The organism is Bradyrhizobium commune, from assembly GCF_015624505.1.
Taxonomy (GTDB): Bacteria; Pseudomonadota; Alphaproteobacteria; order Rhizobiales; family Xanthobacteraceae; genus Bradyrhizobium; species Bradyrhizobium commune.
Genome location: NZ_CP061379.1, coordinates 2,708,217 through 2,731,801, shown reverse-complemented (window position 1 = coordinate 2,731,801; position 23,585 = coordinate 2,708,217). Strand labels below are relative to the sequence as shown.

The window sequence follows — 23,585 nt, the reverse complement described above, 5'->3', positions numbered from 1 at the left end:
CGGGATACATCAAGGAATAAATTTATCCACTAACTCAATCTCGCTGTTGCGCGCAATCTGGATAAATGCTTTATGGCCGTCAGCAAACGAGGCTGACATGACCAGAAGGGTTTGAGCCTTTCGCCGCGCTAGCCGAGCGACGAAGGGCGAGGAAAAAGGAAGGGCCGCTGCGCCAAACCTCGGGGGAGGAACGCAACGGCCCTGCAATCGGCTCTAGCTTCTCAGGGATCGTCTAACGGTAGGACACCCGCCCCTACAAGCTGGGAAATGTCGATCCGAATCCGGCTCCCTGAACCACCGAATAAGCGGGAGCGCTGCGGTTGCAGCCTCAGCGATCCCTAGTCACCCACCCGAGATTGCACCCCGGGCCAGCGACCAAACTAGAATATGCGCTTTGCAGAGCGCGTTTTCTAGAGTCCCGGGGTCAATCCTAATGAGGATTGCACCCTCCATGAACGTCCTATCCCGCGAAAAGCAGATTGAAGTCATTGCCGCCCTCTGCGAAGGCGTCGGCATCCGCACAGCTTCCCGCCTCACTGGCGTTAATCGTGGCACCGTCGCCAACCTGGCTCCGCGTGTCGGCATGGGCTGCATGGAGTTACACGACCGCATCATGGTCGGCGTGCGCACCGAGCGCCTTGAGCTTGACGAGCTGTGGAGCTTCGTCGGCAAGAAGCAAAAAAACGTCCAGCACCACGAGATCAACGCCAAGGGCGATCAGTACGTTTTCATCGGCATGGTCGGGACGCAGAAGGCGATCATTAGCTGGGGCGTCGGCAAGAGGAATGCCGAAAACACCACGGACTTTTTGCATGACCTCTGCAGCTGGGTTATCGGCCAGCCTGAGATTTCAACGGACGGCTTTAGCAAGAAGCTGGATAACCACGTTGCAGCCGTCGCGCGTCGCGCACTACAACGTTTGCCGTACCCCATGAAGCCATGCGCACGACGCCAGCGAAAGCGCTGGGGGTGACTGACAAGACTTGGAGCATTGCGCAGCTTGTGGACGCCGCGCTCCCTGTGGCCCCTGCGCTGCCTACCGAGACCCCTCCGGATCGGCGTCGGAAGTTTACAGTAATCGAAGGAGGCAAGGCCTAGGCCTTTGGCCTCTGAATTGGTGGGCCAAGAAGAGTTTTATGATAGTCGCTCACGTCGTCGCATTTCCGCATACAATTGCAAATGGCGTTAGCGATATCCCCGCGCAGTTTCCCGGCGATAGTGATTTTTCCTTCAAACTTCAACTTGAGTAAGTCTGCGGCTGAAAGCTCTTGGACGGCGTCAAATAGCAGCCACGTATCGACCTTGAAAAAATCTCTTCCGCCTCCGGGGACGTGATACCAGCCACCGTCAGGGTTGCCACCGGGTTGAGCGGCTCGCCTTTTTTGTTTCGAAGTGGCTATGATCGCGAGATAATTTTTCTTTGGCTGAGATCCAACAACAACAAAATACTTATGCCCTTCTTTGCCATCGCTGAGCTTGAATCCGTCCCAATGTAGAACGCAGCCCGGCTCTATGGCGTCATCGGTCATGCGATATCTCTTAGGGCGTCCCTGCGATCCTCCAATTCTTCGCGCGAAATCATTGGCGCGTCTTTAATGAGAGGCTCTGCATCAAGACTCAGGTCTGGTGGAATTATCTTTCCTGTACCTTCTCCTTTGGCTCCATAGATCGCGCGCCACGGCTCTCCCTTTCGGTGGGAAAACTCGCTCATGTCGGCCGCATTGAGATCGCGAAAGAACTCAGCGACGCGCTCGATAATACGCAGTTCTCTTTTGCTGAAGTATTGCTTGTCGAGCTTCCCGCGCACCTTCAGATCGCGACGCAGGATTGCGTCTGTGATGTCATCCTTTACAGGGAAAAGATTGACTGCGGCCTTGAGGTCCGGCTCCCCGCCTTTTTTGATTTCATCGTAAAGTTTGGTTGGCACGGGCCCCATCGGCAGCGCGCGGTAATCCAAATTGAAAATGGTCCTGCCCGTCTGCCTGAAGTGCTCAAAGTCGGCAAAGTTCAAAAGCTTAAAAAGCTTCAACGTGTGACAATGGCTTGTCGCACCTAAAAAATAGATGATCGCGTTAAGCAGCTTTTCCCGGTCGCGTGAAACAAACATGGCTCTGATCAGGCGGGAGGGAATTTGGGTAGGGGGCATCATTGCATTGGTCGAGCTCCCACGCCTGTAATTTCGACGCAACACGTAAAAAATTGTTCCATGAACAGATAGTGAACATCTTCGCTGGATCAAGGGTGGCCTACGTTGAAATCCCGAGTGGCCTGTTTCGGCCAGTACCCGGATTTGGCCTGCCGATATTTGACCCGCCGTGTCCCAAGTTGATTTTGGGAAGGTCCTGATTTCATTCTACTCTTGGATGAAGTGATTGCTGCAACACGCTGAAGACGCATGTCTGTCATGGACCGAATAGACAGCATTCTTGCGACAGGTGAAGCGATCGTAACGCTGATCGGGCTCATCGCGTGGGTCTGTGGAGGCTGCCCACGCTTGCTGGATTACCTTGTTCTCGGCGCGTTGGCCGTCATATTCATTGTCGTGTATCGATGGGTCGAAGCGCGTTTGTAGATGAGCTTGCCGATCAACAAAGGTCTCGACCTCACGCCGGCGCAATGGATCGCGGCTTGGGCCGGGTTTTTCCTGTCGGCCGGCCTCGCCCATGTTCTCGTCGCGCTAGGTTACCTTTCGAGAAATTGGGCCATAATCCCCGTCATCATCGGATTTGGCGCTCCGCCGGCAATCGTCGGCTGGTTGAAATCGCGCAAGCAGGGTAGGTCCTGATCCGCCTCTCTCGGGTGCACTGGATGCCGCCGACCTTTCTTATCTTCTTGTGGCTCGTCTTTGGCCTGCCGTCGTTCGTCGCGGGTGGGCTCCTGACCCTGGCGGCGATCTACGGTCGAAGACTTTTGCGCCTCAGGCAGCGCCGCCGGTACATCAGAGACCGAACCACCGTGTCCTGACCTGCCTCCACGTTTGTCTCAGCTGAATTTGAGCGATCTCCCGGTCTTGCTTTTTAATGCTACGTTTTGTAACGCTTTCAAATGTAGCGCTACACCACGTCTCGTTTATGCGAACTCGGGAGGAGTGATGAAGTCCGTTGTCAGGATCGCGCTCGCGTTGGCGATCTTCGCAGGCACCGTGGCGGCGCAAACGCAGGCATCGGCGGCTGCGATGAATTCGTGCGCGCCGAAAGCCGGCCTGAAGATTACGAAGCGGTGGCAGCTCCACGACGGCTGCCACAGCCGGTACGCCCAGATGCTGGGGAAGCCCTGCCACTAGGGTCGACGAGCTCAAGACGAGAGGCCGCCTCGCCTAGGTCGGCAGCCTCTTTCATGCTGTGTGCACAATTGGACAGAACCGGATCCCGCAATCGGGCTTAAATGGGCCGTCATCGCACGGACCGTGGCGGCTATCGGTGATGAGAACGCCCATCGCGCTCCCGCCTTCCCCCGCACGAACAGGAGCGCGCCATGACCAAACGGCGGCGGTTCAAGCAACAGCTGAGCCTTGAAGACCGGCTATCGGCGTGGGTGAAGCAGATCCAGGAGCAGGCCGCAAAGCTTCCGCCTGGTCCCGAGCGCGATGCCCTGCTCAAGCGAGCCCGCCAGGCTGACATGGCCTGTCATCTGGACGACTGGATCAAGTCCTCCGGGCTTCAACCACCGAGATAGTCGCGCAAGGCGCGCGCCGCTCGCTCAACCGGCGGAGGCCGGCGTCTTCGTCTTGGCGTCACCGAGAATCAGCAGCGCCAGGGGTGCGAGCGGGCCGACCGCCGTGGCGGCCCAAAACCATGTCTTCGACGATCTGTTGCGCTCGCGCGCCATGGCTCCTGCGAGCGGGATCGATCCAATCGAGATGATGACGAACAGCCAGTAGTCCATGGCCATCTCCGATGCGGCGTCAGGATCATAACATGAGGTCGGCTCACGCTCCCGGCCTCCGCAAAAAGTGAGAGCGGGTCGGTCGCGCGCCCGGTCAAAGGTGCCCAAATACCTTATCTAAGACATTGATCCGGCAACGAAATTGCCCAGCTGCCTACTGTGCATGGGGTTGTTTTCGACTTTTTTGGATTGGCCGCCCCTCACATCAGCGCCAGCAGCACGATGCCGATGATCAGCACGACGAAGCCAGCCGCCGTCGCGGCGGCGAATGACCGCTCTACGTTGTCCATGATGCCACCCCGCTATCGGCGCGCCACGTTTCCCCCATGGCTTCGCCGTGCAGGCAAAGTGTCGCCAACGGATGTGTCTGAAGTTGTGCGGCCGGATGTCTGAATTGGGACGCGGACACAAGCTTGCGCAAGCCTCCGTAAGGCGCCTGTCAGCCGACTTGTCTAGCCTCCGTGCTGCCCGGTGGACCAACGCCGGGCCTCCATACCCAGTCGACCCCGCTCTGCCCCGAGCGGGGTTTTCTGTTTTGCGGTTCGTTAAGCAGCAAACCCGGTGGCGCCCCGGTTCGGGATGAGACCCACCCTTCTGTCAGGCTGCCGTAAGCTGAGCCGGCTAGGGTCGTCGAGCTATGGTGTTGCAGCCCAGCACCTCAGCCTCCAATAACCTTTCGCCCCGCCCGGCATTGCCCTGGCGGGGTTTTTTCTGTCAGGTTGCGCTACACATCCGGGATCGCCCGTTTGATGGAATTCACCTCGTCGTTCGCATGCATCCAATCCTGACTGATCGCCGTCGCCGCTCCGTCCGCGTGGTTTCGGTGCGATGGAGGCGGCGACTGATCTTTCTGTTCGGCGGCATCGCGGTCGGCGGCTCGGCGGTCGCCCTCGCCAAGCTCGCGGACTGGGCCCAGATCGGGTTCGCTCTCCTGCTGTCGCAATCGCGCTACGCGTCGCTGCTCGTCACCCCGCTCGGCTTTGCGCTGTCCGTCTTCCTGGCAAGGCGCTTCTTTCCGAATTCGCAAGGCAGCGGCATCCCGCAGGCGATCGCGGCGCGCCAGCTCACCGACCACACGGCACGGAGCAGGCTGGTGTCGCTTCGCATTGCCGTCGGCAAGGTGCTGCTGACGCTGCTCGGCCTGCTCTGCGGCGCCTCGGCGGGCCGGGAGGGTCCGACCGTCCAGATCGGCGCGTCCGTGATGTTCGCGCTCGGCCGCATGTCGCCGCGGCGCCAGCCGGGCCTGATCCTCGCCGGCGCGGCCGCGGGCGTCGCAGCCGCCTTCAACACCCCGCTGGCGGGAATCGTGTTCGGCATCGAGGAAATGAGCCGCGCCTTCGAGACCAGGACCAGCAGCCTGGTCATCGGCGCCGTGATTGCGGCAGGTCTGACCTCGCTCGCGCTGGTCGGGAATTACGACTATTTCGGCAGCAGCTCGACCATGCTGCGAAACGGCACCGACTGGCTCGCCGTCCCCTTGTGCGGCATCGCGGGTGGCCTCGCCGGCGGCGCGTTCAGCCGACTGCTGATCGAGGTCGCGCGCGGACTGCCCGGCCGGCTGGGACCGCTCACCAAACAGCATCCCCTGCCCTTCGCAGCTGCATGCGGCCTCGGCGTTGCGCTGTGCGGCCTCGCCTCAGGAGATACGGTTTACGGCACGGGGTACGATCAGGTGAAGTCGGCGCTGGTGAGCAACACGCCGCTTGCCTGGGATTTCGGCTTGTTGAAATTCGTTGCAACCGCGCTGTCCGCCGTTAGCGGCATTCCCGGCGGGATCTTCGCGCCATCGCTTGCCGTCGGTGCCGGCATCGGCACCAACGTCGCACATCTGTTTTCGGGTGCGCCTCTCGGGGCCTTCATGCTGCTCGGGATGGTGTCCTACTTCGCAGGCGTGGTGCAGGCTCCGATCACCTCCTTCGTCATCGTCACCGAGATGACCAACAATCACGCCATGGTGGTGCCGCTGATGGCGTCGGCCCTGATCGCTCAGGCAACGTCACGGCTGATTTGTCCCGAGGGCATCTACCACGCGCTCGCCAGAGGCTTCCTGCGGGCAAACTCTACCGATGCCGCTGCGAGCCCTGCCCCCAGCGGGGCGCAGCGGACCTAGCCTTCGTCGCGTGGCGCCGACGGCTTGCCGAGCCCGTGGTTCTCCGGTCGTGAACGGAGTTCCTGAGCGCGTCCCGCCGTTGCCGAACGCGCCGGCGGTTCCATTGTTTCGGAAGTGAATTTCGCTTGTTTCGAACCGCGCGCGCTTTCGCGATTTCTACGAACTCTCCACGACTTAGCGGCAAATTTTTCATGTCGTCGGAATATTCCGGCGCGCAACATGTTTCCCGACATGGCAAGGTGAATCGTGGAGGTGACCATGAATCACAGGGGCGTAGAGTTCACGGTTGCAAAGACGGCGATCCCGGGAATCTGGCGCTGGCAGTTCCGGATTGGCGATCAGACCAAGGCGGGCAAGACCGAGACGAAGATCGACCTTCTGGCGATCCGCCGGGTGCAGCTGCGCATCGATCGGGAGCTGAAGGCGATGGCACAAAAGACCGCGTGAGCCGGCCACCGCGCCGCGACGACATCCTAGTCGGCGCTGGGCAGCCGCCGCATGGTGAACTCGATGTCGCCGCCCGGCAATTCGCGCCAGGACTCGACTTCGCTCATATAGCCGGCCTTGGGGTAGCGGGCGAAGAAGGCCTGCGCTCTTGCGCGCGCCACCGCGCGCGGCAAGGTGAAGGTTTCGCGCAGATAGCCGTCAGCGGCCTTGTCGCCCGGCTTCGCCGACGCCTTGCGCCGGCGCGCCATCCGCTCGGCGAGATCCCGCGGACGATCCGCCATCTCCTGCCTCCTCAACGCTGCACCTGGGAGGGAATGTAGGAAGCAGGCCGGGGAAAGAGGAGTCCGTCCCGCAGCCGGAGTGTCACCGCACCGGACCGGGATCCCGGTCAATTGGCAGCGGTGCCGGCCTTGGTCTTCTTGGGAGCGTTGGTTGCGGTCGAGGCCTTCGGCGTCGGCTGCTTCGGCGGATCGGAGCGCATGCCGCCCCAGGGATCGTTGGACGCCTTGGCGTCCGGAATCTTCTTCAGCGTTTCCTTGTAGGCCTTGTCGCGCTCGGCATCGGCGGCCTTCTCCTCAGGCGTCTTGCCCGGGCCTTCCTGCAACAAATTCAGATTGGGCATTTGCGCATAGGCCGGACCCGCCAGCACAGCCAGCACCGCCGCCATACGAAAAAGCTTCATCACTCACTCCTTGATCATCGATAGAGGATCGAGCGCGGCCAGGCACAAGACGAGGACGCCTCGCCGCAGCATCGTCCACCCGCTCCGAGCGCGGCATCATACCGGACCAAGTCAGGCATTTTCAAGCCGACGGGACCGATGGGAGACCGGGTGACTTTGCCGCGCCAAAGCGGGCAGAATGACCGAAACATCCGGCAACACAGGAGGACACGATCACAATGCCATCGCAGCCAGAAGCGGAGTTCGGCATCGCCGAGGCCAGACGCGTGCTCGGCGAGGTCTTTGCGCCCTGGGTCCAGGATCTCAACCTCTCCGTCGAGCGTCTCGAGCACGTAGCCCCGCCCGACATGCCGGACTGGCAGCCGGGCGCGCTGTTGCGCATGCCGTTCTCTGAGCGGCTGTGCCGCAACGGCGGCGTGGTCTGCGGCCAAGCACTGATGGCGCTCGCCGACACCGCGATGGTGATCGCCAATCTCGCCGCCAATCGCGGCTACCGCCCGATGACGACGGTGGACCAGACCACGCATTTCATGCGCGCGGTCTCCTCCTCGGACGTGCTGGCCGATGCGCGCGTGGTGCGGCTCGGACGCACCATGAGCTTTGGCCGCGTGATGCTGCTCTCCGCCACCGACAACAAGCCGGTGGCGATGGTGTCGAGTGCGTTCGCGATGCTGCCCGGATAGGCTGAAAAAGACGAGAGCCGCGGCGTACGCAAAGCGCGCCGCGGCTCCCGATGGTGTTCAGAATGACCGAAGCGCCGGTCGCCGCAACGATCGCGCTTCAGGCGTTGCGTTTCTTACTTGCCGAGCACTTCGTCGGCCGCGGTGACGATGCTGACATTCGGATTGGCACCGCAATAGGTGCCGAACTTCTTGGCGTTCTCGACGAACGTGTCGGTGTCGATGATCGCGTTGTCCTCGTCGCCCTTGTACCAGCCGTCCATCCAGGTCAGCACCATCTTGATGGTGTCGTCGCCGCTCTCGACGAACTGCTTGCAGCTCATGGTCGCGAGATCGATCTTCGTGGCGTGGGCGGGCACGGACGACAGCGAGAGAGCTGCGGCGAACAGAAGAGAAAGCGTGGTCTTCATCGGAATCTCCATCGGCGCGTGACGCCATAAAGGAAAAGGCTTGCGGGATAAACTCGGCGGGAAGTGACTCGCCGCTTCGACGTCGTAAACGAAGTCTGAAGCGCTGCACAAGTAGCGCCAGTATTGAGTTTAGTTCAACGTAATTTCCATGCACTACTTCACAAACGTCATTATGGATTAACGCGAATGATCGAGAAGCGTGCAGCGCAGCGACACCGTGTTTTCAAGGGTGGCACGATCACCTTTGACGGCAGCGGCATCGCGTGCACCGTGCGCAACATGTCGACAGGCGGCGCCGCGATCGACCTCGAAGGCCCCGTCGCATTGCCGCAATCGTTCACGCTGTCGATCTCGCGCGACAATTTCGCGCGGAATTGCCGCGCGGTGTGGCGCAACGACAGGCGCATCGGCCTCGCCTTCGTGCAATGACGCGCGCGATGTGAATGATCGTTCGCATCACATCCATGTCGCGGTTATGATTGCCTGATATGGTGGCGGCGACGCCGGCTCGCGCTTGCGATCGTGCGCGCAGCCAATGGACATCGCGCGCCGGACGCGGACGCGCCCGCTCTACTTCGACTTCTTCGCAGGCTCGCTTGGGCGCGCCCCGCTCCAGGGATCATACTTTTCCTTGGGCTCGGGAATGCGCTCGAGCGCGGCCTTGTAGGCCTTCTCGTCGACCTTGGGCTTGTTGTCCTGCTTGGGCCCCTCGTTGGGCTGGCGCCGTCCGCCCATCTGCGCCTGCGCCGAGGCCGCCGTCAGCGCCAGCACCGCCGCCGCTATGACCAAAATCCGCATTGGAGCCATCCCCCTCGTTCGGGGTACAAACTAGCCTGCAATCCCGGAATAGCAAATCCGGCGGGTTCCGCCGCTTCAGCAAATCTTGATCGGCCGGCACTTCGCTCGCCCGCATTCGCGCCTATCTGTTGGCCCGCGAGGGGACCTTCACGAATGTTGCGGATTGTTGCTCATGTGGCGGTGATCGCCGGCGCGCTCGCGCTCGGCGCCTGCGGCTTTGCCGACAGCCGCGCGCCGGTGCCCGAATTCATGCGCCTCAAGGAGGCCGAGCAGCAGCAGCCGGAGCCGCCCCCCGACGTCAAGCGCGTGGTCCGCGAGCAGATCGACGCCGTGTTTCTCAACACGTCCTATCCGCGCGAGGTGCACGTCGCCCCGCCCCATCACGAGGTGCGTGGACCAGGCTGGACGGCCTGTGTCCGCGCGCAACTGACCTCCGCGACCGGCTCGGCACTCGGCCTACAGACCTACATCGTGACGATCACAGGCGGAAAGGTTGTCGACCGGCGGCGCGCCGAAGCGGACGACATCTGCGGATCGGAGACCTACGAGCCGATCTAGAAACGGATCGCGCCGACATGAGATTTTGTTCCGGGAAAAACCTGTCAAACAGTCGGAACGATCGTGGCCTCGCATTCTTGTTACCGCCGAGGGCAGTTTCGGAGGAGGACATGATGAGGATTTTTGCGACTGCACTTCTGGCCGGCGTCGGGGCCCTGGCTGCGGCCGGCGGCGCGAAGGCTGCCGATCTCTACACGACCAGCGAATACACCAGCCCCGATCTCATTCAGGAAGTCCGGCTCGTCTGCGATGATGCCGGCAATTGCTATCGCACCCATGGCGGCGCGCGCGTGATCGTGCGCGACTCCTACGCCGCCATGCCGCGCGATCGCTATTACGAGCGCCGCACCTATCGCGACTGGGACGATGGTCCGCGTGCCGGCGTCGGCATCCGCGCGCCCGGCGTCAGCGTGGGCGTCGGTGTCGGCGGCGACCGCTGGTAAGTTAGTCACACATCTGAGATCAGGACCGGGCGGCCGCGTCGCCCGGTCCTGCGCTTTCGCCCGCCTCATCGTGAATGAGACGTTAACAATACCGCTCGAATTGAAGCGGCGGCCCAACGGTATTTTCCAATCTTTGCGCTAAGCATGACCGCGTAACGCGTGCTTTGCCCGCGTGAACGGGGACGACGGGACGTGGTCGACATCGCGCACCAGGCTGCGATCAATCCAGCACCTGCGAGGGATGCTGCGATGACGCACGCGCGCGTCCCGCTCACGGCGGTCGACCCTGGCCGGTGGCGCGCGCTCGCGCAGCGGGCGATCGAGCCGAACGGCTATTATCTGCCCGGCTGGGAGCTCGCCGTCAGCGCGACTGCGAGGGACCGCATCGGTGCTTCGGCTTTGCGCGCCTACGACGGCTCCTCAACGCGGCTGATCGGGCTGATGCCGGTGGTCTCGCTCTGGCGGGCCTGGAAAATCCCCCTGCCCGCGCTGGTGAGCGCACATCCCTATGGCACGCTGTGCAGTCCGCTGATCGATCGCGATGTTTCGATCGAGGCGTCGATGCGCCTACTGCAACAGGCGCGCGACGGGGGCGCACACGCGCTGATCCTGCGCGATGTCGCGCTCGACGGCGCGGCGATGGCATCGCTGAAAGAGGCGCTCGGCCGGCGCAGCCTGAAGCCGCGCGTGCTCTCCTCCTACATCCGCGCCAGTCTCGACGCGACGCGCAGTGCCGACGAATTGCTGCATGAGGCGCTCGGTGCGAAAAAGCTCAAGGAGCTGCGCCGCCAGCGCCATCGCCTGGAGCAGCACGGACCAGTCACCTTCGAGGTCGCGCGCAAGCCGGCCGAGATCAGGCCAGCGCTCGAAGCATTCTTGCAGCTCGAGGCCAGCGGCTGGAAGGGCAAGCGCCGTACCGCGCTGATCCAGGATGCGGGCGATGCCACCTTCATCCGCCGTGCCGTGCCTGCGCTCGCCGAAACCGCGCAATGCGAGATCATCACGCTGCGCGCCGGCACGACGCCGGTCGCCGCCGGCATCGTTCTGCGGCATCAGGATCGCGCCTTCTTCTTCAAGCTCGGCATCGACGAGCGCTTTGCGAAATATTCGCCTGGCGTGCAGCTCACACTCGCGCTGACCCGGCATCTCTGCGCCGATCCCGCTATTGCGAGCGCGGATTCAACCGCAAGCGCCAATCACCCCATGATCAACCCGATCTGGCGCGGGCGCTTTGCGATCGCTGACGTGCTGATCCCGTTGCGGCGGCATGACCCGATGGTGGCGCTGATTCACGGAGCGCTGATCGCGCGAGGCCTCGCGCGCGACGCAGCGCGAGGCGCAATCCACCTGCTCCGCAGTTAGGCTAGCCTACTCCGCCGCCTGGGCGTTGATCTCGGCGGAGACCTGGCGGATGGCGCGGGCGAGCAGGTTCGGATCCTGCGCGCCGGAGACGGCGTATTTCTGCGCGAACACGTAAGTCGGCACGCCGGAGATGCCTTTCTCGGCGGCTTCCTGCGCATCCGCCGAGACGCGCGCGACGTCCTCGTCGGTGGCAAGGCGCTTGCGCACGTCCTCGGCATCGAGGCCGATATCGGCGGCGGCCTGCACCAGCACGTTGACGTCGGTGAGATCGCCGCCGTCGCGGAAATAGAGCTCCATCAGGCGCTGCTTCATCTCGGGCACTTTGCCGATCGCCTCCGCCCACAGGATCAGGCGGTGACAGTCGATCGTGTTCGGCTGGCGCGCCACCAGCTCGGGCTTGTAGACGAGGCCCTCCTCGCTCGCAGCCGCCACGACGCGGCCGGCGATGCCCTTATAGGCTTCGACCGAGCCGAACTTGGTGGTGAGATAGTCCTCGCGGCTGATGCCCTCGCGCGGCACCCAGGGATTGAGGAAGAACGGACGGAAATTGAGCTTGACGGGAACATCGGGAACGAGCGCGAGCGCGCTCTCGATCCGGTGCTTGCCGATATAACACCAGGGGCACACGACGTCGGAGACGACATCGATCTGGAGCGGTTTGAGGTTGCTCATATCAGGCGCCTCCTTGGGCGGTGCGGGTTCGCCCGAAGATAAGCCGAACGCACGCCGAGGCAAGGGCGGCTAGCTCACATTTGCCGCCATTTGCTTCAGTCGCTCGGCGGTACGCTCGTCGGCGGGAAAGAACGTCTCCAGCGCGAGCTCCGACAGGGTGATGTCCACGGGCGTACCGAACACCATGGTGGTGGAGAAGAAACTTAGTATCTCCCCGTCGTGGCGCAGCTTGAAGGGGATCGCAACATTGTCGCTCGATAGCGGCGCCGAGCGCGCTGGGATCGGAAAGCTCTTGAGGTCGTTGTAGAGCTTGATCAGCTCCGGATCGGCCGTGGCCTCGCATTGCCGGTGCAAGCGCTCGAGTAGATGCGCGCACCATTCCGCGAGATTGACCGTGCGCGGCGCCAACCCCTCCGGATGGAAGGCGAGCCGTAGGACGTTGAAGGGCTGACCGAACAACCGCTCCGGAATACCCGCGAGCAACGGCGCCACCATGCGGTTGGCAGTGACCAGGTTCCAATGCCGGTCGATCGCGAGCGCCGGGTTTGGCTCATGCGCCCTCAGCACGAGGTCGATCGCCTGACGGACTGACTTCAAGGCGGGATCCTCCAGCGGGCGCTGCGGGAAGGCCGGCGCAAAGCCGGCGGCGACCAGCAGCACGTTGCGTTCGCGCAACGGCACGTCGAGACGCTCGGCAAGCTTGAGCACCATCTCGCGCGACGGCGCGGAGCGGCCGGTCTCGACGAAGCTCAAATGCCGCGCCGAGATCTCCGCCTCTCCCGCCAGATCGAGCTGGCTCATGCGGCGGCGCTGCCGCCATTCGCGCAAATGATCGCCGATGTGGATCGGCTGGCTTTGTTCAGCGCGTGCCGTGGATGCGTGTGCGTTCATGGTCAAAAACCTAGCACGCGCATCTCGGCCCTTCCATTACCCCGGAGGTAATCGAATTAGCACCCGAGCGCCGTCCACCGATGGCCAGCGATAGATGCGACCTGGCTACTGCGACCGATCCGACGTCCAGCCCTTGTACTCGGCAACATTGTCGCGAGTGACGAGCTTCGACGGCAGCAGCTCGACGGTCGAGGCCGGCTTCTGGCCATTGAGAATGCCGACACCGACCTGCACGGCGCGCCGCGCCATGAAGAACGGGTCCTGCGAAGCGGAAGCCTGGATCTGCAGCGAGGCGGGGTCCTTCAGCGCAGCTTCGATATCGGGCGCGCCGTCCACCGCGGTGATGACAATGCCGCTGCGGTTTTGCTGGCGCGCTGCGAGGTCGGTGCCGATCGCCTGTGGATCGTTGATGGCGAAGATGGCGTCGATCTTGGGGAAGCGGGTCAGATAGCCTTGCGCGACCGTGAGGCCGCCTTCGCGCGAGCCCTTGCCGTCCTGGTCGCTGGACAGCACCTTGATGCCGGGATTCTTCGAGAAGACGTTCTTGCAGCCGGTGACGCGGTCGATCACGGCGGAGACCTGCGGCCCGTTCTCGATGACGACGTCACCCTTGCCGCCCAATTTGTCGACGATGTACTGGCAGGAGATCTCGCCGGCCTGGACGTTGTTCGTGGTGACGGTGGCATCGGCACCTTCGGCCGCGGTGTCGACCGCGACGACCACGATCCCTGCCGCCTGCGCCTTCTTGATCGCCGGTCCGATCGCCTTGGGATCGCCGGGGTTCAACAGGATCAGGTCGACGCCGGCGGCGATGAAATTGTCAATCTGGGTGACCTGCTTGCCGAGGTCGTATTCAAAGCCGACCGTGGTGACCTTCACATTGGGATTGGTCTTCTTGGCCTCGAACTCGGCGCCCTTCGACAGCGCGACGAAGAACGGGTTGCCCATCGATCCCAGTGAGACGCCGATCGACTTGAGCTCCTTGGCGAAGGACGGCGCGGTGCTTAAGGCAAGCGCCGTCACGGCGCCGGCGAGCGTGATCGTCTTCAACATTGGCTTCCTCCCTGGTCTGTCTTCATCCCCGGCACGGCAGACCAGTTGCCGTAGCGGAAGTTCACGTCGAGCGACCCGCGCACAGGCGCGCGCCGAGCCCTTCAGGTTCGGGCGGAGCCTTGCAGCCGATAACGGTCCAGCGCCACGGCGCCGATGATCACCAGGCCCTTGATCACGTATTGCCAGATGTCCGAGACGCCGGTGAGGATGAGACCGTTCGACAGGGCCGCGATGATCAGCGCGCCGACCAGCGTGCCCCAGATCGAGCCGATGCCGCCGACGAAGGAGGTACCGCCGAGGATGACGGCGGTGATGGCATCGAGCTCGTAGCTTTGACCGAGCTGAAGACCGTTGGCCGCATAGAGCCGCGCCGCCTGCATGGCGCCGCCGAGGCCGGCCAGCAGTCCGGACATGCCATAGACGAAGATCAACACGGCCCAGACCTTGATGCCGGCGAGGCGCGCTGCGCTCTCATTGCCGCCGACCGCGTAGATGTGCACGCCGAGCACGGTTCGGCGCAACACCAGCCACGACACGAGGATAACGAGCAGCGCAATCACCGACAGCCAGGGGATGGAGGCGACGCCAGGTACAAGCGTCAGCGAGCCGTTGCCGATGAAGGCATAGGGAATGGAAGGATTGAACACCGTGGTGTCGGCGCCGAGCAGACGGGCCAGACCGCGCACGGCGGTGAGCGAACCGAGCGTCACGATGAAAGGCGGCAGGCGGAGCAGCGCAATCAGCGCGCCGTTGATGACGCCGAAGCCGAGACCGGTGAGAACCGCAACCGGCAGCCAGACTGCGCCAAGCTCAGGCAGCTTGGAGACCGTCAGCCCGGCCATCGCCGAGGCTGCCAGGATCGAGCCGACCGAGAGGTCAATGCCGCCAGTGAGGATGACGAAGGTCATGCCCGCAGCGAGCACGGTGTTGACGGCGGCCTGCTGCAAGACGATGCCGAGATTCTGTCCGGTGAAGAAACGGCCGTCCGACAGATAATGAAATCCTGCGCATAGGAGCAGCAGCACCGGCAGCATGCCGGCCGCGCGGATCAGCAGCCTGATACGCTGACGCTTGGTCTCTGCGGCGGCAAAGCCGTTTGCCGTGGCAGCCTTCGCCTGCGTGGACGCGTCTTCAGGCATCGAGATGCTCCGTCCCCGTGGCAAGCGCCATGATATCCTCCTGATTCAACGGCGTCGTCGCGGTTCGCCTGATCTCACCCGCGATAAGTCCCGACCGCATCACGATGACGCGGTCGCAGATACCGATGATCTCGGGCAGGTCGGACGAGATCACGAGGATCGCGGTGCCGACCTTGGCGAGATTGTCGATGATCGAATAGATTTCCGACTTGGCTCCGACGTCGACGCCGCGCGTCGGCTCGTCGAGGATCAGGACCTTGGGTGCGATGGCGAGAAGCCGCGACAGCAGCACCTTCTGCTGGTTGCCACCGGAGAGACCGCCGGCGGGCACACCGACGTTGGCGGCACGGATGCTGAGCCCGGTGAAGGCTCTGTCGGCACGCTCACGTGCCTTGTCGCGATCCAGGAACCAGCCGAGCTTGGCATCGCGCGCGAGCACGGCGAGATTGATGTTGTCCAGACACGACATGTCCAGAAACAGGCCGAGCGCCTTCCTGTCTTCCGTCAGATAAGCGATGCCGGCTTCGAGCGCCTCGCCGGGCGTGCGGACGTCGACTGGTCGGCCTTCAAGTTCGAGACGGCCGGACGTTTTTACTGCCGCGCCGATGATGAGATGCGCAAGCTCGGTGCGCCCGGCGCCGATCAGGCCGGCGAGCCCGACAACTTCGCCGGCATGTACGGTGAGCGAGCAGCCCTTGACGCGCCGACCATCGGACATGTCGATCGCGTCGAGCACGGGATGCCCGCGCCCCGCCTCCGGGTCGTGGTCCTTCTTGTAGAAAGAGGAGACATCGCGCCCCACCATCAGCCGCACGATGGTGTCGGCGCGGATCTCGGGCTTGTCGAGCGAGCCCACGAAACGGCCGTCGCGCAGCACGGTGACGCGATCGCCGAGCGCATAGACCTCGTCCATACGGTGCGAGATGTAGATAATGGCAAGCCCCTCGGCACGGAGTTGGCGGATCAACGCGAACAGCCGCTCGCTCTCGCCAGCCGACAATGCGGTGGTCGGCTCGTCCATGATCAGAATTTTCGACCTCGCGTGCAGTGCACGTGCGATCTCGACAAGCTGGCGCTGCCCCATCGACAGATGCGCCACCAGCGTCGACGGCAGGAAGTCTGCGCCGAGCCGTTGCAGGATCGGGCCAACGCCCTCGCGCATGGCGCCGCGCGCCAGCAAGCCCGCGCGCGACATCTCGCGACCGAGATAAATATTCTCCGCCACGCTGAGATTGGGGGCCAAAGATAGTTCCTGGTAGATGATGGAGATGCCCGCAGCGCGGCCGCCGAGCGGGCCTTCGATCCGCACCGGCCTGCCCTCGATGCGGATCTCACCGCCGGGATCGGGCCGGTAGGCGCCCGACAAGATCTTCATCAACGTCGATTTGCCGGCGCCGTTCTCGCCCATCAAGGCATGGATTTCACCGGCATAGACGGTGAGATCGACGGCGCGCAGCGCCTTGATGCCGAAGAAGGATTTTGAGACCCCGCGCATCTCGAGGATCGGATCGTTCATCGTGCCTCCCGACGCACAATGCGTTTCCACCCCGCGTCTCGTTTTCGTCAGCGCGGTCCGCACATTAAACAAAACGCCACGGCGCAGGGCAATACCGAACAGACGGGAAAGCGAACTCAAGACGACGCTAGTGGCGTGGCCGATACAGTTCGCGCCAGGCGGGATGCCGATCCGCATAGGCATCGACGAGCACGCGGTCAGGTTCGAATGTCTCGACGCGCTGTGGGGGCGTGCACACGGCCGCGATTGCCTCGCCCGTGACAGCAAGTCGCCCCAATCTCGCCGCACCGAACGCCGCGCCGGTTTCGCCTTCGGCAAAGCGATGGATCGGAACATTCAGAACGTTTGCCAGCACCGACAGCCAGAACCGGGAGCGTGAACCACCGCCGATCACATCGGCTTCCGCGACCGCGACGCCGGCATCCGTGAGCACGTCCCGGCAATCCGCAAGCGCGAAAGCAACGCCCTCGAGCACGGCCTGCACGATCGCGTCGCGATCGGTGCCGTGGCTCAAGCCATCGAGCATGCCGCGCGCGGCGGGATCGTCGTGTGGCGTCCGCTCGCCCGCGAGGTAAGGCAGGAAGCTCACCGGCGAGGGCATTTGCGGCCGCAACCCGAGCGGCGCCAGCAGGTCCGCCTCGGTGACGCCGAACAAACGCGACATCCAGGCAAGGCATGAAGCCGCCGAGAGGATGGCGCCCGCCTGAATCCACATCGCGGGGATGGCATGGCAGAACGTATGCACCCCGCGATCCGGGTTGGCGGCAATCCTGCTCGTCGGAGTCAGCAAGGCGCCTGAGGTTCCCAGCGAGATGAACGCGGTTCCCGGCTTGATTGCGCCGATGCCGACGGCACCCGCCGGATTGTCGCCGGCTCCGCCCGCGACGGTCGGGCGCCTGATCATGTCCCAGCGTTGCGCGAGCTCGCTGCGCAGTGTTGCTGCGGGCGCGCAGCCCTCGACCAGACGCGGCATCTGACCGCGCGACAGGCGGGTCGCGGCCAATGCTGCATCCGACCAGTCCCTGCGCGCGGCGTCGAGCCACAGCGACCCCGATGCGTCCGAGACGTCCTCGATGGCTTCGCCCGTCAGGACCAGACGCAGATACGCCTTCGGAAGCAGGACGAGTCTCGTGGCTGTAAAAACTTCGGGTTCATGCGTCGCGATCCAGAGCAGCTTTGGCGCCGTGAATCCGGGCATCGCCTTGTTGCCGGTCGTCGCACGCAAGGCGGGCCAATTTTGTTCCAGGATGCGGCACTCGGTGACGGACCGCCCGTCGTTCCAGAGGATGCAGGGCCGCAACGGTCGGCCGTTCGCATCAAGCAGCGTGGCACCATGCATCTGGCCGGAGAGCCCAATGCCTTCGACCGCAGCCAACTCGGCCGCGTGCGTTACCTTCAATGCATCCAGCGTGGCGAAGGTCGCCTCGATCCATTGCGCGGGATCCTGCTCGGAATAGCCTGATTGCGGCGAGACCGTCGTCAGCGGCCGGCTCGCGCTTGCAATCACGCGCTGGGCGCCGTCGACGAGAACGGTCTTGACCGCCGAAGTGCCGAGATCGATGCCGAGATACATGGATACATACAAAGGCGGGGGTCGGATTGCCCAATCAATCCAAGAAGCCTGATCGCGTCAAGGGAAGCTGCTTACCCCTGAGGTAATCGAATTCAGCAGCGTCGCAGCGCATCTTCCCGGGCACAGGAGAATGACCATGATCGCGCTGCTGCTCTACCGGACCGTCGCAAACCACCTCGCGCCCTGGGCTATCACGTTTGCAACCCGGATGCTCGCGCGTGGCCTCAACATGCCGGAGCCGCTGGTGCATTCGACCGGCGACTATGTGGTGGCGCAGGTCATGGCCTTCGAGCACAGCGTCGGCAGAAGCCTTTGCCCGTTCCGCTTCGCCCGCCTGCTCCGCGTCTGGTGGCGCACCTTTCGAAGGGTATGACAGCTGGGCTGGTAGCCCAAGCTTTGGTTAGCTATACCCGCACGCGGCCGTTCGGCTTGCCGAAGGCGTGGCCGTTGAGCTTCTTCTTTTTGCTGCCCTTTGCGCCCGCCTTCTGGGCCTTGCGTTCCGCGCGCGCCTTCACCTTGGCGCGTTCGGCACGCGCTTCAGCGCGCTGCTTCTTGCGCTTGGTTTCGCAGGAGGGGCACTTGCAGCCGATCGGCTTCAGATAGGCCTTAAAATAGTCGGTGCCGTAGTCGTAGTTGATCTCGTCGCCCGGCTCGATGTTCCTGATGGCGCGGATGAAGACCTTGCGCTCGCGCGGACGAACGTCGGATTCGGCGTTGGGCCGGCAGGAATGGTTGATGTAGCGGGCGAGGTTCTTGCGCACCGCGCCGTTGATGGTCCAGCGGCCGTTGAGCTCGAACAGGTATTTGTTCTCGATGTCGTCCTGCTCGGGAATGCGCGAGTCCAGGATCGGTCCGAAATAACGGATAATCCGGGTGCCCTTCTTGATCGGTTTGGTGGCGAAGAGGCCGAGCCCGGTCTTGGAGCGGCCGACGCGATAGGGTTTGTGCGACGAGATGGCTGGCATGATTGAGTGAAACGAGGACGCGAACGAGGCCGGATGGACCCAAGCGAAGGTGTTCTTCTAGAACGATTCCGCGCCTCTGTCAGGTCTATCCGGCCCGCGTTTGAACCTTGCCCACAGTGAAGACGTCGGAGCGCGCGAGTTCCGTGTCATCGCTTGACTGCGCCGCCGTCGATCTTCCGTCAATGCCCAATCCTTGGGCGCGACGGATTGCGGACGTTGCGTTCGATCAGGTGCCAGGCAGCTTTCCGGCCACGGTCGACTTCAGGATCGCTTCCAGAAGCTGCTCGGCCGTCGTGCCCTTGGGCAGCCGCTCCAGAATATCCTCGAGCCGTCCGTCCAGGAGCAGCATGGTGAAACCATGCACCATCGACCAGGCGCGTGCGATCGCGGCACCCTGGTCGAGCGTCAGCGCATCGCCGCTGATCTGCTCCTGTCGCATCGCGCCGATCGCATTCGCAAGTCCGGCAAAAGACGATTCGGCCGCCTCGTGCAGTGAGGGCCTGGAATAGTCGAGGCGCTCGGTGCGGAACATCAAGCCATACATGCCGGGATGGGCCTGGGCATAGGCGACATAGGCTTTCGGCCGCGCCAGCGCGCGCGCAAGCGGCGTCGTGGCGAAGTCGCAGGCCGCTACCATCGCCGCATTGAACTGGCGGAAGCCGATCGCCGCGAGCTCGCTGACGAGCCCGGTAAGATCGCCGAAATGATGCGTCGGCGCGGCATGCGATACCCCCGCCTCGCGCGCCACCGCGCGCAGCGTCAGGCCGGCCAGACCGTCGCGCTCCAGCACCCGTTCGGCGGCCTGGAGCAGCGCCTCGCGGAGCGCACCGTGGTGGTAGGGCGTCTCCGCCTTCGCGCTCGCCGGGCGGCGCGCCGGACGCGATGCCGCGGCCGACGACGGCTTTTTCGGGGAACGCGCGAGGCGCGTCGTTTCTGTCCTGGTTTCGCTCTTGCCCATGCGACAAGCTATATGACGCAATATTGACAGTGTAAAGATTTCGCTTGACGGATGTTCCGATCGGCACTATCTAATCTTTACGATGTAAAGATAGGGAGAGGTACGCCGTGCAGCAGGACGTCACCGAGCGCCGCAACAACATCGCGCCGATTCCATTCGAGGCCGATGCCCCCTTCCTCAAGATCGTCGGCGAATTGCCACGTGAGCTGAACGGCACGCTCTATCGCAACGGCCCCAATCCGCAGTTCGAAGTACCCGGCGCGCACTGGTTCGTCGGCGACGGCATGCTGCACGCCTTCCACCTCGAGAACGGCCGCGCCAGCTATCGCAACCGCTGGGTCCGCACGCCGAAATGGCTCGCCGAGCACGACGCCGGCCGTGCGTTCTTCGGCAACGGCTTCGGCCGCAAATTGCAGGACGCGCCTGCTCACGTGACCGACGGCGGCGTCGCCAATACCAACATCATCTTCCACGCCGGCAAGCTCTTGGCGCTGGAGGAGGCGCACCTGCCGACCGAGATCGAGCCGGGCACGCTCGCGACGCGCGGCTATCACAACTACCAGGGCCGCGTCGCCGGCACCTTTACGGCGCATCCGAAGATCGATCCGGTCACCGGCGAGCTGGTGTTCTTCGGCTACAATGCCGCGGGACCGCTGACATCAGCCCTCTCCTACGGATCGATCGACGCCTCCGGCAAGGCGACGCGCTTCGAGCGGTTCGAGGCGCCCTATGCCAGCATGGTGCACGACTTCATCGTTACCGAAAACCATGTGCTGTTTCCGATCCTGCCCCTCACCGGCAGCGTGGAGCGCGCCACAAGCGGCAAGCCGCCTTACGCCTGGGAGCCCGAGAAAGGCGCCTATGTCGGCGTGATGAAGCGCCAAGGATCGACTCAAGGCACAGCGAAAGACATCATCTGGTTCCGCGGTGAGGCCTGCTACGTCTTCCACGTCATGAACGCCTGGGAGGACGGCGACCGCATCATCGCTGATGTCATGCAGTTCGAGGTGGCCCCGCTGTTTCCCCATCCCGACGGCCGGCCGACGAATCCCGAGAAATCCTTTGCGCGCCATTGCCGCTGGACCTTCGATCTCGGCGGGAATACCGACCGCTTCCAGCAGATGTATCTGGACGATCTCACCGGTGAATTCCCGCGCATCGACGATCGCCGCGCCGGATTGAAGAGCCGCCACGGCTGGTATGCCTGCGCCAATCCGCGGCTGCCGATGTTCGGCGCGCTGTCCGGCATCGTTCATGTCGACGGCAACGGAAAGCGGCTCGGCCAATATCTGCTGCCGGCCGGCGACACTATCTCCGAGCCGGTCTTCGTCGAGCGCTCGAAGGACGCTGCCGAGGGCGACGGCTGGCTGCTCGCGGTGGTCTGGCGCGCACGCGAAAACCGCAGCGACCTCGCCGTGTTCAACGCCACCGACATCGAGGCGGGCCCCGCAGCCCTGGTGCAGCTCGGCCACCGCGTACCCGACGGCTTTCACGGCAATTGGGTGGGAGCAGCGTAGGTCCGTCATTCCGGGGCGCGCCACTTGGCGCGAGCCCGGAATCCATTTCGCTACATAACTTGCCGCCCGATGGATTCCGGGCTCGACGCTTTGCGTCGCCCCGGAATGACGGATAGAGGAGCCTCACATGCACATGCCCTCCATCACCGCCTCGTATCTCGCCATCCTTACTTTGATCTACGCCGCACTCGCGCTCGACGTGATCCGGCTACGGCGGAGCAGCCAGGCTCCGTTCAACGACGGCGGCAATGCGAGCCTGCGCGGCGCGATCCGCGCTCATGCCAACTTCATGGAATACGTTCCCATCATCGCGCTGATGGTCGCGCTGATCGAAATGTCCGGTGCATCGCCCTTGCGTCTTCACCTCTTGATGGGCGCGCTGGTGCTGTCGCGGCTGTTGCATCCGCTCGGCATGTACGCGACGCCGGGATCGCTCCGGTTTCTGATCTGCCGCGGCGGCGGCATTTTCCTCACCATCGGCCTCCTCATCACCTGCGCGCTCACCATCCTGTCGCGCCTCGCCTGGGCTGCCGTGGCCGACGAAATCTCGGAGCAAGCCATTGCAACAATTCAGTTTTTACAAGTCATTCACGTCATTTTGACACTGTAAAGATTTCGCTTGACCGGGCACGGCCGCTGAATTATTTATCTTTCCAGTGTAAAGATTGGCTCGACCGAGGCGATCCATGACGATCTTCCTGATCCTTGCCCCCTATGGCGTCTACACCTTCCTGATGTTCGCGACGTCGGCCACGACCAGCGTGTTCGCGGCTTCCGCGATCTGCCTTGCCACCATCGCCATCGACGTCGCGCGCGGCCGCTCGGTGAAGATTCTGGCTGCGGGCTCGGCGATCCTGTTCGCCGCGATCGGCCTCTATCTCGCGCTGCTCGATCCGAAGCTCGGCACGCTCGGCGTCAAGCTCTCGGTCGACATCGGCATCTTCGTCATCTCGCTCGGCTCGATGCTGGTGCGCCGGCCCTTCACGCTGCAATACGCCGTTGAATCCGTCCCTGCCGAAACCGCGGCGATGCCGGGCTTCCTGACCGCCAATTATATCATCACCGCCGCGTGGACCCTCGCCGCGCTTATGATGATGGTCGCCAATATCGTGCTGCTCTACTTCCCCGGCCTGCCGGTCTGGTTGGGCCTTGCGGTCGCCTTCGCCGCCCGCAACAGCGCGATCTACTTCACAAAGTGGTATCCCGAATATCGCCAGATCAAGTACGGTGCGCCGGCCGGCGCGCTGCCGAACGGACAGTGAGACAGGATCGACGATGAAGGACATATTCGCCCGCCTCGCCTCCGACTTCCTGTCGGCCATCATCTTCCTGGCGATCTATCTCGTCACCGACAACGTCATCCTCGCGACGTCAGTGGCGGTCGCAGGTGCAATCGCGCAAGTGATCTACGCCCGCGTCAAGGGACATCAGCTGAGCTTCATGACCTATGCGAGCCTCGCACTCGTCATCGTGCTCGGCGCGGTCACGCTCCTCACCAACGATCCCCGCTTCATGCTGGCCAAGCCCTCGATCGCGCATTTCGCGATCGGCACCATCATGCTCAAGCGCGACTGGATGCTGCGCTACATGCCGCCGATCATCACCGACACCGTTCCGGAATATGTGACGGCCGCGGGCTATGCCTGGGCCGCGCTGATGTTCGTCATCGGCGCCGGCACGATCGCGGTTGCTTCCACCGGCGATCTGAAACTGTGGGCGTTCTATATTTCCGTGGTGGCGGGCGGTGCCAAGATCCTGGCCTTCGCCGTGCAATACGTCGTGCTCAGGGTCGTCGTCACGAGCCGCCGCCGCGCCGCCGCCCGCGCTTAAAGCGTGAAGCGATCGCTCTTTTGGCAGCTGCCGCAAGTTGCGCTATACGCTCGAACCGGGACTGGCTGCGGATCGTCGCAGTCCGCCGGGATGAGT

Annotated in this window: 30 protein-coding genes, 1 tRNA gene and 1 pseudogene; 17 read left to right on the top strand and 15 right to left on the bottom strand. The window is 63.4% G+C overall.

Features of this window, described 5'->3' with window-relative positions; translation table 11 throughout:
- Nucleotides 1-221 precede the first annotated feature (221 nt).
- Nucleotides 222-297 (top strand) — tRNA-Val (locus IC761_RS12830).
- A 154-nt stretch (nt 298-451) separates the two neighbouring features.
- Nucleotides 452-1,098, top strand: a pseudogene (locus IC761_RS12825) (IS1-like element transposase).
- Here IC761_RS12825 and IC761_RS12820 read toward each other — a convergent pair.
- Nucleotides 1,095-1,529 (bottom strand): hypothetical protein, encoded by a 435-nt coding sequence (locus IC761_RS12820; RefSeq protein WP_195803602.1) that lies wholly within the window; start codon nt 1,527-1,529, stop codon nt 1,095-1,097. The pseudogene IC761_RS12825 and the gene IC761_RS12820 overlap by 4 nt on opposite strands.
- The gene (locus IC761_RS12815; protein WP_195803601.1) at nt 1,526-2,107 is read right to left on the bottom strand and encodes a Panacea domain-containing protein; all 582 of its coding nucleotides are present in this window, start codon (nt 2,105-2,107) and stop codon (nt 1,526-1,528) included. The genes IC761_RS12820 and IC761_RS12815 overlap by 4 nt, the downstream gene beginning before the upstream one ends.
- Before the next feature lie 465 nt (nt 2,108-2,572).
- Between IC761_RS12815 and IC761_RS12810 the strand changes: the two genes are divergently transcribed.
- From IC761_RS12810 to IC761_RS12800, 3 genes are all read left to right on the top strand, one after another.
- On the top strand, nt 2,573-2,785 hold the full coding sequence (locus tag IC761_RS12810) for a hypothetical protein (protein ID WP_195803600.1): 213 nt from the start codon (nt 2,573-2,575) through the stop codon (nt 2,783-2,785).
- 306 nt (nt 2,786-3,091) lie between these two features.
- Nucleotides 3,092-3,283: a hypothetical protein gene (locus tag IC761_RS12805; RefSeq protein ID WP_195803599.1), complete on the top strand. Its 192-nt coding sequence runs from the start codon at nt 3,092-3,094 to the stop codon at nt 3,281-3,283.
- Nucleotides 3,284-3,474: 191 nt separating this feature from the next.
- Nucleotides 3,475-3,675: a hypothetical protein gene (locus tag IC761_RS12800; RefSeq protein WP_195803598.1), complete on the top strand. Its 201-nt coding sequence runs from the start codon at nt 3,475-3,477 to the stop codon at nt 3,673-3,675.
- A gap of 24 nt (nt 3,676-3,699) precedes the next feature.
- On the opposite strand, the gene IC761_RS12795 is transcribed toward IC761_RS12800, so the two are convergent.
- On the bottom strand, nt 3,700-3,885 hold the full coding sequence (locus tag IC761_RS12795) for a hypothetical protein (protein ID WP_195803597.1): 186 nt from the start codon (nt 3,883-3,885) through the stop codon (nt 3,700-3,702).
- Nucleotides 3,886-4,657: 772 nt separating this feature from the next.
- Here IC761_RS12795 and IC761_RS12790 point away from each other — a divergent pair.
- Nucleotides 4,658-5,995 (top strand): chloride channel protein, encoded by a 1,338-nt coding sequence (locus IC761_RS12790; RefSeq protein ID WP_195803596.1) that lies wholly within the window; start codon nt 4,658-4,660, stop codon nt 5,993-5,995.
- A 258-nt stretch (nt 5,996-6,253) separates the two neighbouring features.
- Complete coding sequence (locus IC761_RS12785) at nt 6,254-6,442, top strand: hypothetical protein (RefSeq protein ID WP_195803595.1); 189 nt, start codon at nt 6,254-6,256, stop codon at nt 6,440-6,442.
- Between the two features lie 26 nt (nt 6,443-6,468).
- On the opposite strand, the gene IC761_RS12780 is transcribed toward IC761_RS12785, so the two are convergent.
- Both IC761_RS12780 and IC761_RS12775 read right to left on the bottom strand, forming a co-directional pair.
- Nucleotides 6,469-6,723 (bottom strand): hypothetical protein, encoded by a 255-nt coding sequence (locus IC761_RS12780; RefSeq protein ID WP_195803594.1) that lies wholly within the window; start codon nt 6,721-6,723, stop codon nt 6,469-6,471.
- Nucleotides 6,724-6,830: 107 nt separating this feature from the next.
- Nucleotides 6,831-7,124 carry a hypothetical protein gene (locus IC761_RS12775; protein WP_195803593.1) on the bottom strand — a complete coding sequence of 98 codons (294 nt, stop codon included), beginning with the start codon at nt 7,122-7,124 and terminating at the stop codon, nt 6,831-6,833.
- A gap of 218 nt (nt 7,125-7,342) precedes the next feature.
- Here IC761_RS12775 and IC761_RS12770 point away from each other — a divergent pair, with 218 nt between their 5' ends.
- Complete coding sequence (locus tag IC761_RS12770) at nt 7,343-7,807, top strand: PaaI family thioesterase (protein ID WP_195803592.1); 465 nt, start codon at nt 7,343-7,345, stop codon at nt 7,805-7,807.
- A gap of 113 nt (nt 7,808-7,920) precedes the next feature.
- Here IC761_RS12770 and IC761_RS12765 read toward each other — a convergent pair whose 3' ends face one another.
- Nucleotides 7,921-8,214, bottom strand: a complete 294-nt coding sequence (locus tag IC761_RS12765) for an HdeA/HdeB family chaperone (RefSeq protein ID WP_195803591.1) — start codon at nt 8,212-8,214, stop codon at nt 7,921-7,923.
- Nucleotides 8,215-8,400: 186 nt separating this feature from the next.
- Between IC761_RS12765 and IC761_RS12760 the strand changes: the two genes are divergently transcribed.
- On the top strand, nt 8,401-8,643 hold the full coding sequence (locus tag IC761_RS12760) for a PilZ domain-containing protein (protein WP_195803590.1): 243 nt from the start codon (nt 8,401-8,403) through the stop codon (nt 8,641-8,643).
- Nucleotides 8,644-8,784: 141 nt separating this feature from the next.
- Here the strand turns inward: IC761_RS12760 and IC761_RS12755 are convergent, their stop codons facing one another.
- A complete protein-coding gene (locus IC761_RS12755; protein ID WP_195803589.1) occupies nt 8,785-9,012 on the bottom strand; it encodes a hypothetical protein in 228 nt (75 codons plus the stop codon).
- A 153-nt stretch (nt 9,013-9,165) separates the two neighbouring features.
- Here IC761_RS12755 and IC761_RS12750 point away from each other — a divergent pair, with 153 nt between their 5' ends.
- The 3 genes from IC761_RS12750 (at nt 9,166) to IC761_RS12740 (ending at nt 11,375) form a co-directional block, all read left to right on the top strand.
- Nucleotides 9,166-9,570 (top strand): hypothetical protein, encoded by a 405-nt coding sequence (locus IC761_RS12750; RefSeq protein WP_195803588.1) that lies wholly within the window; start codon nt 9,166-9,168, stop codon nt 9,568-9,570.
- A gap of 110 nt (nt 9,571-9,680) precedes the next feature.
- On the top strand, nt 9,681-10,013 hold the full coding sequence (locus tag IC761_RS12745) for a hypothetical protein (protein WP_195803587.1): 333 nt from the start codon (nt 9,681-9,683) through the stop codon (nt 10,011-10,013).
- Between the two features lie 192 nt (nt 10,014-10,205).
- The gene (locus tag IC761_RS12740; RefSeq protein ID WP_195803586.1) at nt 10,206-11,375 is read left to right on the top strand and encodes a GNAT family N-acetyltransferase; all 1,170 of its coding nucleotides are present in this window, start codon (nt 10,206-10,208) and stop codon (nt 11,373-11,375) included.
- Between the two features lie 6 nt (nt 11,376-11,381).
- Here the strand turns inward: IC761_RS12740 and IC761_RS12735 are convergent, their stop codons facing one another.
- The 6 genes from IC761_RS12735 to xylB all read right to left on the bottom strand — a co-directional run bounded on the left by IC761_RS12735 (nt 11,382) and on the right by xylB (nt 18,219).
- Nucleotides 11,382-12,047 carry a DsbA family oxidoreductase gene (locus tag IC761_RS12735; RefSeq protein ID WP_195803585.1) on the bottom strand — a complete coding sequence of 222 codons (666 nt, stop codon included), beginning with the start codon at nt 12,045-12,047 and terminating at the stop codon, nt 11,382-11,384.
- 69 nt (nt 12,048-12,116) lie between these two features.
- Nucleotides 12,117-12,938 (bottom strand): helix-turn-helix domain-containing protein, encoded by an 822-nt coding sequence (locus IC761_RS12730; RefSeq protein ID WP_195803584.1) that lies wholly within the window; start codon nt 12,936-12,938, stop codon nt 12,117-12,119.
- Nucleotides 12,939-13,043: 105 nt separating this feature from the next.
- Entirely contained in the window at nt 13,044-13,991 is a 948-nt protein-coding gene (locus IC761_RS12725) for an ABC transporter substrate-binding protein (RefSeq protein ID WP_195803583.1), read from the bottom strand.
- 101 nt (nt 13,992-14,092) lie between these two features.
- A complete protein-coding gene (locus tag IC761_RS12720) occupies nt 14,093-15,130 on the bottom strand; it encodes an ABC transporter permease subunit (protein WP_195803582.1) in 1,038 nt (345 codons plus the stop codon).
- Entirely contained in the window at nt 15,123-16,646 is a 1,524-nt protein-coding gene (locus IC761_RS12715) for a sugar ABC transporter ATP-binding protein (protein WP_195803581.1), read from the bottom strand. The genes IC761_RS12720 and IC761_RS12715 overlap by 8 nt, the downstream gene beginning before the upstream one ends.
- Nucleotides 16,647-16,773: 127 nt before the next feature.
- Nucleotides 16,774-18,219, bottom strand: a complete 1,446-nt coding sequence (gene xylB / locus IC761_RS12710; RefSeq protein WP_195803580.1) for a xylulokinase — start codon at nt 18,217-18,219, stop codon at nt 16,774-16,776.
- Nucleotides 18,220-18,355: 136 nt separating this feature from the next.
- Here xylB and IC761_RS12705 point away from each other — a divergent pair, with 136 nt between their 5' ends.
- On the top strand, nt 18,356-18,592 hold the full coding sequence (locus tag IC761_RS12705; protein WP_195803579.1) for a hypothetical protein: 237 nt from the start codon (nt 18,356-18,358) through the stop codon (nt 18,590-18,592).
- A 31-nt stretch (nt 18,593-18,623) separates the two neighbouring features.
- Here the strand turns inward: IC761_RS12705 and IC761_RS12700 are convergent, their stop codons facing one another.
- Together IC761_RS12700 and IC761_RS12695 are read right to left on the bottom strand one after the other, a co-directional pair.
- Nucleotides 18,624-19,184: an SET domain-containing protein gene (locus IC761_RS12700; RefSeq protein WP_195803578.1), complete on the bottom strand. Its 561-nt coding sequence runs from the start codon at nt 19,182-19,184 to the stop codon at nt 18,624-18,626.
- A 226-nt stretch (nt 19,185-19,410) separates the two neighbouring features.
- A complete protein-coding gene (locus tag IC761_RS12695) occupies nt 19,411-20,142 on the bottom strand; it encodes a TetR/AcrR family transcriptional regulator (RefSeq protein ID WP_195803577.1) in 732 nt (243 codons plus the stop codon).
- Nucleotides 20,143-20,249: 107 nt separating this feature from the next.
- Here IC761_RS12695 and IC761_RS12690 point away from each other — a divergent pair, with 107 nt between their 5' ends.
- The 4 genes from IC761_RS12690 to IC761_RS12675 all read left to right on the top strand — a co-directional run bounded on the left by IC761_RS12690 (nt 20,250) and on the right by IC761_RS12675 (nt 23,489).
- Nucleotides 20,250-21,659 carry a carotenoid oxygenase family protein gene (locus IC761_RS12690; RefSeq protein WP_195803576.1) on the top strand — a complete coding sequence of 470 codons (1,410 nt, stop codon included), beginning with the start codon at nt 20,250-20,252 and terminating at the stop codon, nt 21,657-21,659.
- A gap of 127 nt (nt 21,660-21,786) precedes the next feature.
- Nucleotides 21,787-22,269: an MAPEG family protein gene (locus IC761_RS12685; RefSeq protein ID WP_195803575.1), complete on the top strand. Its 483-nt coding sequence runs from the start codon at nt 21,787-21,789 to the stop codon at nt 22,267-22,269.
- Nucleotides 22,270-22,345: 76 nt separating this feature from the next.
- A complete protein-coding gene (locus tag IC761_RS12680; RefSeq protein WP_195803574.1) occupies nt 22,346-22,921 on the top strand; it encodes a hypothetical protein in 576 nt (191 codons plus the stop codon).
- A gap of 13 nt (nt 22,922-22,934) precedes the next feature.
- A complete protein-coding gene (locus IC761_RS12675) occupies nt 22,935-23,489 on the top strand; it encodes an inner membrane-spanning protein YciB (protein ID WP_195803573.1) in 555 nt (184 codons plus the stop codon).
- The last annotated feature ends 96 nt before the right edge of the window (nt 23,490-23,585 follow it).

Coding starts and splice junctions, on each gene's coding strand:
- IC761_RS12720 (WP_195803582.1), bottom strand. CDS start 15,130: ATGCCTGAAGACGCGTCCACGCAGGCGAAGGCTGCCACGGCAAACGGC.
- IC761_RS12695 (WP_195803577.1), bottom strand. CDS start 20,142: ATGGGCAAGAGCGAAACCAGGACAGAAACGACGCGCCTCGCGCGTTCC.
- IC761_RS12675 (WP_195803573.1), top strand. CDS start 22,935: ATGAAGGACATATTCGCCCGCCTCGCCTCCGACTTCCTGTCGGCCATC.
- IC761_RS12820 (WP_195803602.1), bottom strand. CDS start 1,529: ATGACCGATGACGCCATAGAGCCGGGCTGCGTTCTACATTGGGACGGA.
- IC761_RS12805 (WP_195803599.1), top strand. CDS start 3,092: ATGAAGTCCGTTGTCAGGATCGCGCTCGCGTTGGCGATCTTCGCAGGC.
- IC761_RS12750 (WP_195803588.1), top strand. CDS start 9,166: ATGTTGCGGATTGTTGCTCATGTGGCGGTGATCGCCGGCGCGCTCGCG.
- IC761_RS12705 (WP_195803579.1), top strand. CDS start 18,356: ATGATCGCGCTGCTGCTCTACCGGACCGTCGCAAACCACCTCGCGCCC.
- IC761_RS12765 (WP_195803591.1), bottom strand. CDS start 8,214: ATGAAGACCACGCTTTCTCTTCTGTTCGCCGCAGCTCTCTCGCTGTCG.
- IC761_RS12745 (WP_195803587.1), top strand. CDS start 9,681: ATGATGAGGATTTTTGCGACTGCACTTCTGGCCGGCGTCGGGGCCCTG.
- IC761_RS12795 (WP_195803597.1), bottom strand. CDS start 3,885: ATGGACTACTGGCTGTTCGTCATCATCTCGATTGGATCGATCCCGCTC.
- IC761_RS12810 (WP_195803600.1), top strand. CDS start 2,573: ATGAGCTTGCCGATCAACAAAGGTCTCGACCTCACGCCGGCGCAATGG.
- IC761_RS12815 (WP_195803601.1), bottom strand. CDS start 2,107: ATGTTTGTTTCACGCGACCGGGAAAAGCTGCTTAACGCGATCATCTAT.
- IC761_RS12800 (WP_195803598.1), top strand. CDS start 3,475: ATGACCAAACGGCGGCGGTTCAAGCAACAGCTGAGCCTTGAAGACCGG.
- IC761_RS12680 (WP_195803574.1), top strand. CDS start 22,346: ATGACGATCTTCCTGATCCTTGCCCCCTATGGCGTCTACACCTTCCTG.
- IC761_RS12790 (WP_195803596.1), top strand. CDS start 4,658: ATGCATCCAATCCTGACTGATCGCCGTCGCCGCTCCGTCCGCGTGGTT.
- IC761_RS12735 (WP_195803585.1), bottom strand. CDS start 12,047: ATGAGCAACCTCAAACCGCTCCAGATCGATGTCGTCTCCGACGTCGTG.
- IC761_RS12770 (WP_195803592.1), top strand. CDS start 7,343: ATGCCATCGCAGCCAGAAGCGGAGTTCGGCATCGCCGAGGCCAGACGC.
- IC761_RS12785 (WP_195803595.1), top strand. CDS start 6,254: ATGAATCACAGGGGCGTAGAGTTCACGGTTGCAAAGACGGCGATCCCG.
- IC761_RS12685 (WP_195803575.1), top strand. CDS start 21,787: ATGCACATGCCCTCCATCACCGCCTCGTATCTCGCCATCCTTACTTTG.
- IC761_RS12730 (WP_195803584.1), bottom strand. CDS start 12,938: ATGAACGCACACGCATCCACGGCACGCGCTGAACAAAGCCAGCCGATC.
- IC761_RS12775 (WP_195803593.1), bottom strand. CDS start 7,124: ATGAAGCTTTTTCGTATGGCGGCGGTGCTGGCTGTGCTGGCGGGTCCG.
- xylB (WP_195803580.1), bottom strand. CDS start 18,219: ATGTATCTCGGCATCGATCTCGGCACTTCGGCGGTCAAGACCGTTCTC.
- IC761_RS12755 (WP_195803589.1), bottom strand. CDS start 9,012: ATGCGGATTTTGGTCATAGCGGCGGCGGTGCTGGCGCTGACGGCGGCC.
- IC761_RS12780 (WP_195803594.1), bottom strand. CDS start 6,723: ATGGCGGATCGTCCGCGGGATCTCGCCGAGCGGATGGCGCGCCGGCGC.
- IC761_RS12725 (WP_195803583.1), bottom strand. CDS start 13,991: ATGTTGAAGACGATCACGCTCGCCGGCGCCGTGACGGCGCTTGCCTTA.
- IC761_RS12700 (WP_195803578.1), bottom strand. CDS start 19,184: ATGCCAGCCATCTCGTCGCACAAACCCTATCGCGTCGGCCGCTCCAAG.
- IC761_RS12760 (WP_195803590.1), top strand. CDS start 8,401: ATGATCGAGAAGCGTGCAGCGCAGCGACACCGTGTTTTCAAGGGTGGC.
- IC761_RS12715 (WP_195803581.1), bottom strand. CDS start 16,646: ATGAACGATCCGATCCTCGAGATGCGCGGGGTCTCAAAATCCTTCTTC.